This window comes from Marinactinospora thermotolerans DSM 45154 (assembly GCF_900167435.1).
GTDB lineage: Bacteria > Actinomycetota > Actinomycetes > Streptosporangiales > Streptosporangiaceae > Marinactinospora > Marinactinospora thermotolerans.
Genome location: NZ_FUWS01000005.1, coordinates 102,991 through 108,923, shown reverse-complemented (window position 1 = coordinate 108,923; position 5,933 = coordinate 102,991). Strand labels below are relative to the sequence as shown.

The 5,933-nt window shown below is 69.5% G+C and carries 3 protein-coding genes and 1 pseudogene; all 4 read right to left on the bottom strand.

What is annotated here, in order from left to right:
• Positions 1-11: 11 nt before the first annotated feature.
• A complete protein-coding gene (locus tag B5D66_RS10445; protein WP_078761490.1) occupies positions 12-401 on the bottom strand; it encodes a hypothetical protein in 390 nt (129 codons plus the stop codon).
• 128 nt (positions 402-529) lie between these two features.
• Entirely contained in the window at positions 530-3,754 is a 3,225-nt protein-coding gene (locus tag B5D66_RS10440) for a hypothetical protein (protein WP_078761489.1), read from the bottom strand.
• Between the two features lie 9 nt (positions 3,755-3,763).
• Positions 3,764-4,132 (bottom strand): YbaB/EbfC family nucleoid-associated protein, encoded by a 369-nt coding sequence (locus tag B5D66_RS10435; protein ID WP_235000910.1) that lies wholly within the window; start codon positions 4,130-4,132, stop codon positions 3,764-3,766.
• Positions 4,044-5,933 (bottom strand): annotated as a pseudogene (locus B5D66_RS26060) (hypothetical protein); the annotation flags it as partial. The gene B5D66_RS10435 and the pseudogene B5D66_RS26060, both read right to left, overlap by 89 nt.

Here is a 5,933-nt window from a genome sequence, read left to right as displayed (position 1 = left end):
GGCGGACTACGTCACCCTCTCCGGCCGCCGTCGCCACCGCCGGGGGTGGTGCCGGAATCGGTGATGCTGCTCTGCCACTGGTCGGCGAAGTCGGTAGCGGCTTCGTTGGAGAGCTCAAAACGCCGCTTCATGACGAGGGTGTAGTCGGCGGTGTCGTTGAAGGCGGTCACCAGCGACTCCAGCAGTCCGTCGTGGTTCTTGATCATCGGAGTGAGGTTCTCCTTCAGGGAACGCTCGATCTCCTCTTCCCGCCCGTCCGTCTCGTCCCAGGCATCACCGATATTGGCGCGCTGTGCTATCAGATCGGTGCGCAGCTTGTGGACGAAGTTGCCGAGGTCGTAGATCTCGTTGCCGGCCCGGCCGAGTTCATCGGGGTTGGCGCTGAATTCTTCTCCTGACACCGCCTATCCTTTCCGTTCTGTCGGGCGCGGCGTGCCGTCTCCTGCCACATGATCACACGCCGCGCCGTCCGCGGTGCCCGATGGGGGCGTGGGGGACGAGTGGGGGCGAAAGGTAGATTACGCCCTTTCTACTCTGCCTCCTCGTCGTTCTGGGTGTTGCCGTTGCCGTTGCCGCTGGTGGTGCTGCCAGTACCGCCGGTACCACCAAAGCCGCCGATACCACCAGTGCCGCCGGTACCGCTCTGCGAGCCGAACGGCTGTCCCATGAGTGCGGTGATCTCCGCAGCGGTGAGTTCCTGGTCGTCCTCCAGGTCGGACCAGCGGAGGACACTCTCGTGCAGCTGGGCGGAGATTTCCGTCATCTTCACCTCCAGCTTGTCCAGCTCCTTGTAGATGTCCTTCAGGCCCTGGTCGACCTGCTTATGGAGAGTGGAGATGATGGGGAGGTGCTCGGGATTTCCGCAGAGGAGGTGCGGGCCGCCGTCCTGGTACGGCTGCAGTTCCAGCTTGTGTGCGGCGGCGGCGTCCCGGATCCCGATCACGAAGTCCTTGTTGAACTTCTTGATCTCACTGAACGCGATCGTGGTGACGTCGCCGGAGGTCTCGGAGCCTTCGCCGTTCTGGCCCGCGCCGTTTCCGCCCTCACCTTCCCCCTTTTCCTCGCCGTTGCCCTTTTTGTCGTCGACGGACTCGGGCTCATCTTCCGAACGTGGGTCCGGCTCACCGGAGTCGTCTTCTTCCTCCTCCTCTTCGGAGGTGTCGTCTTCTTCCTCTTCTTCCCCGGACGAGCTGGAGGTGGAGTCGTCTCCGCCGGGTGAGCTGGACGAGCCCGTCCCAGCCGACTCCTCCTCCTCCTCGCCGGTGCCTTCTTCGCCGTCCTCCGAGCCGGGCCGGGTGCTCATAACGTGACGCGGGAAGCTCTGGACAGGCTCGGAAGCGGAGTCCCCTCCGCCGGGAGAATCGGACGAACCCGTCCCGGCCGACGATTCTCCACTGCCGCCAGGAGATTCGCTCTGGCCGGTAGCACCCTGGCTGCTGTCTCCCGGCTGCTCCGCGGAATCCTCCGCCGGCGGGGTGAGCGTGAGCTCGCCCGTTTCCGGATCGACCGTCAGCTCGTTGTCGTCCAGATCTGCCCGGACCGCACCGGTTTCCGGGTCGACGATGAGCCGGCCGTCGGGACGGTCGACGATGATGTCACCGGTCTCCGGATCGACGCTGATCTGCGCGTCGCCCTCTCCCAGTGTGAATTCCCCGCCAGCCGCGGAGCTGTCGTCGTGCCCCGCGGTGTCCTCGGGGTCACCGATGATGAGCTCGCCCGTCTCCGGGTCGATACGGACCCGGTCGTTGCCGCTGTCCATCGTGACCTCGCCCGTCCCCGGGTCGATGGTCACGTTGCCGTTCGGCCCCAGGGCGATCTTGCCCGTTTCGGGGTTGATGCTGACCCGGCCGGTGGAGTTGGGGTCGCCATTCGCCGGGGTGAAGACCAGGTCCCCGGTCTCCGGATCCTTCTCCACGTCACCCAGGGCGGGGTCCACGCTGACGGTGCCGTTCCCGTAGTCGATCTCGGCCGCGCCCGTTTCGGGGTTGGTGGCGATCGAATGGGCCGGTTCCGACTCCGAGGTGGCCGGCGGCGTGTTGCCCACGTGCTCGGTCGGCGTGGACTGCCCGGTCTGCCCGTTCCCGGACGTGTCCCCTGAGGTGTCGCCAGCGGAGCCTCCGGGCGTCGTCTGCCCTGCGGCGTTCTCCTCGTTACCCGTGGACTCCTCGTCCTGGGGCTCCTCCGTGGCGGTGCCGGAGCCACCGTCCGGCGCGGGGTCCCCGGACTGGGAAATCGGCGGGGACGACGTGCCGGGGGGGCTGTACGACGGTGGAGCGAAGGAGGACGACTCCCCGGGGGTGACGGCGTCCGAATCGGCCGCGGCATCGTCATCTCCGGTCTCCTGCTCTCCGGAGGGGACCGTCTTGCTCGGGATGTGCGGAGTGTTCTGCTCCGGGACGGTGACCTGGCCCTCGGTGGACCGGTCGTTGTTTGCGGGCACGGTCTTGGACTGATCGTCGGCCGCCTGGTCCTCGTCGCCGTCCTGCGCATCGGACCCGCCACCGGCGGACTGCCCGTCGCCGCCGCCACCTTCCGCCTGCTCCTCCTCGGCGGGGGTAACGATGACCTGGCCGGTCTCCGGGTCGACACTCACGGAGCCGTCGCCGAGTTCGACGCCGACCGCGCCGTCCTCGGGGTTGATGGTGATGGTGCCCTCGTGCCGGTACACCTGGATCAGTCCGGTGTCGGGGTCGACGCGGACCATGACCTCGCCGGGGTTGGGCACCAGCGGCTCCCCGTCGGCGAAGCCGGCGTCCTCGGCCACGAGCGCCGCCGGGTCGCCCATCGTCAGCCGGCCGCTCTCCGGGTCAATCTCGAACGCGCCCTCGGAGTCGAGGGTGACCTCGCCGGTCGCCGGGTCGACGACGACCTTGCCGCCGCTGTGCAGGATGGTGAGCAGCCCGCTGTCGGGGTCGATGCTCACCTGCCCGGGAGGCGACACCACCTTGCTGCCTTCCGGCGTGGCGGTGAACTGCCCGGTCTCCGCATCCAGCTCGATGTCGTGGTCGCCATGGTCGAGGTGCACCACACCCGTGCCGCTGTCGACGGTGACCAGCCCGGTCTCCGGATCGATCTCGATGCTCGGGGACCGCTCCTCGCCCGCGGCGTCGGTGCTGATGGGGATCACCGGCTCGCTCTTCGCCGCGACCCCCTTGTCCGGGATGGGCTCCATGGGCTGGTGCAGCGTCTGCTCGCCGCGCAGCAGCCGCTGCTGAGGTTCCCCCTCGGAAGCGGGCACGCTGATGTCCTCCACCGGCTGCGCCGGTTCCCGCTGCGGGTGCAGGGCACGCGCGAACACAGTGGCGGTGTCCACCGACTCCGTCATCGGCGTGTACTGCTGCGTGACCTGCTCGTCGCCGGCCTGCTGCTGTCCACCTCCGTACGAGCCGCCGCCGTCGCCGCCACCGTGGCCAGGCTGGCTGGAGTACGAGGAGCCCTGCCGGAGCTCATGCCGCGGCATGGTCTGCTTGAAGGCGCGGAACGCCTCGACGGTCGTGTCGCTGTCCGCGCCCACGGTGATGATGCCCGTCTCATCGTCGACGTGGACCTGTTTGCCGCCGGGGTCCAGCGTCGTGACGTCCCCGTCGTCCTGCGTGATGTGCAGCTCCCCGGTCGCGGGATCGGAGCTGACGCTGTCACCGGCCGAAGCCGCGACCGGCGCCATCATGGCGACGGTCCGCAGCACCTCGCGCGGCGAACTCGCATCGCCCTCCTCAGAGGGCACAGGGGTGGAGCTGTCCCGGTTCTCGGTCATGGTCGTCTCCTAGCCCACTTCGGGGCGTTCGCTCCTGCCGGGCACGTCCGTGCCCATGAAGGGGAGGTCGAGTTTGCTCATCATCTGCGTCGGGTTGATCTGGCCGTTCATCGCGTCGGCCATGTTCACGCCTTCCGGAGCGAACCGGCCGAGGGTTTCCGCGACGTGCGCGGACATCTGGGTACGGGCGCGCTCGATGACGTCCTTGATCGCCTGGGCCAGCTCCGCAGGCGCCATCTGGCGGTACTTCTGGGTGGGGAACTTCAGTTCCACCAGTTCGCCCTTGGCGTTAACCTTCGCGCTCACCGCCCGATCCTTGGACACGACCTCTTCGGTTGCCGATTCCAGGCTTGCGTTTGCCTGCGCGAACTCCGCCATCTGCGTCCGAAGACGTGCGAGTGCCTGCTCCACCTGTTCGGGCATCGATGTACTCACGTGCCGCTCCCTTCTTCTCTTCGCCAGGTACGGGACGCCCGAGGACGGACTTGCGGTCCTTGCCGGCAGTGCCCCAGACCCGCTCGTCCTCGGACAGCCAGGTCGAACGGCTGCGGTCCTGCTGGTTCTGCCCGCCCATGTTCGGCGGCATCATGGGCGGCATGCCGCCCATGGGGGCGCCGGTCCCGTTCTGCATCTGACCTGGTCCGCCGGGGTTTGGGGCGGTCAGGAAGCCACTCTCACCGGGGCCGCCGGTCGGCCCGGCCGCGCCGTTCTGCCCTCCGGGCCCGGCGAACATGCTCGAGCGGTCGGACGTTCCGGGGGCCTGCCCATCGCCGCCGAAGCCGCCGGATCCGGGGCCCCCGCTGGTCGTGGAGGGACGGTACTCCGGGATCTCGATGCGCGGCGGACTCGGGAGACCGGAGCCGCTGCCCGGACCGCTGCTGGTGATGGGCTGCCCGGTATCGGGGTCGATCCGCAATCCGGTAGTGGGATCGACCGCGTAGGTCTCCCCGGTGTCGGGATCGAACGCCATCTGGTACCCGGTATCCGGGTCATACGGCAACCCCGTGTTCGGGTCGATGGGGAACGGAACGCCGGTGTCCGGGTCCACGAGCACCGGCAGGCCGGTGTCCGGGTTGTACGGCAGCTCCGTCTCCGGGTCGATGGGGAACGGCTCGCCGGTCTCCGGGTTAATGGGGATGCCGCTGTCGGGATCGATGGGGAAGTTCCCCACGCCGGGGCCGCTGCTGGTGATCGGTTCGCCGGTCATCGGGTCGATGCCCACCGGCTGGCCGGTGGACGGGTCCATCTGGATCGGCAGTCCGGTGTCCGGGTCGTACGGCAGTCCGGTGTCGGGGTCGATCGGGTAGGGCTGGCCGGTGTCGGGGTCCAGGGCGATGGGCAGGCCGGTGTCGGGGTTGTAGGGCAGTCCGGTGTCGGGGTCGATCGGGAAGGGCTGGCCGGTGTCCGGGTTGAGAGGCAGCCCCGTGCCGGGGTCCGTGGGGAATCCGCCGGGGAAGCCGCCGCTGCCCGGACCGCTGCTGGTGATCGGCTGCCCCGTAATGGGGTCGATGCCCACCGGGTCGCCGGTTTCCGGGTCGAACTGGATCGGCAGTCCGGTGTCCGGATCGACCGGCCCGCCGGTGATCGGGTCGATCGGGTAGGGCTGGCCGGTGTCGGGGTCCAGGGCGATGGGCAGGCCGGTGTCGGGGTTGTACGGCAGCCCGGTGTCCGGGTCGACGGGGAAGGGCTGGCCGGTGTCCGGGTTGAGAGGCAGCCCCGTGCCGGGGTCCGTGGGGAACCCGCCGGGGAAGCCGCCGCTGCCCGGACCGCTGCTCGTGATCGGCTGACCCGTCATCGGGTCGATCGGCGTCGGCTGGCCGGTGTCGGGGTCGATCGCGACGGGCAGCCCGGTGTCCGGGTCGTAGGGCAGGCCGGTGTCGGGGTCGACGGGGAAGGGCTGGCCGGTGTCGGGGTCGATGGGCAGCCCGGTATCCGGGTCGACCGGGAACGGTGTCCGGTTGCTGCCCCGCTGAGTGGAGGGCGGCGGTGTCATGCCGCTGCCGCCACCGGGCCCGCCCGAGTACAGCGGCGGCGGCACGATGGTGCCGTCGCCGGGTGGCGGGGTGATGCCGCTGCCGGCGCCTGGGCCGCTGTAGTCGGGGGGCGGCGGCAGCACGCTGCTGTTCCCCGGCCCACCGAAGGAACCGGGGGGCGGCATGCTGCTGCCCGCCCCCGGGCC

What these genes read in the sequence shown, in the direction of transcription:
- B5D66_RS10440 (WP_078761489.1), bottom strand. Translation starts at nt 3,754, where the DNA reads ATGACCGAGAACCGGGACAGCTCCACCCCTGTGCCCTCTGAGGAGGGC.
- B5D66_RS10435 (WP_235000910.1), bottom strand. Translation starts at nt 4,132, where the DNA reads ATGGCGGAGTTCGCGCAGGCAAACGCAAGCCTGGAATCGGCAACCGAA.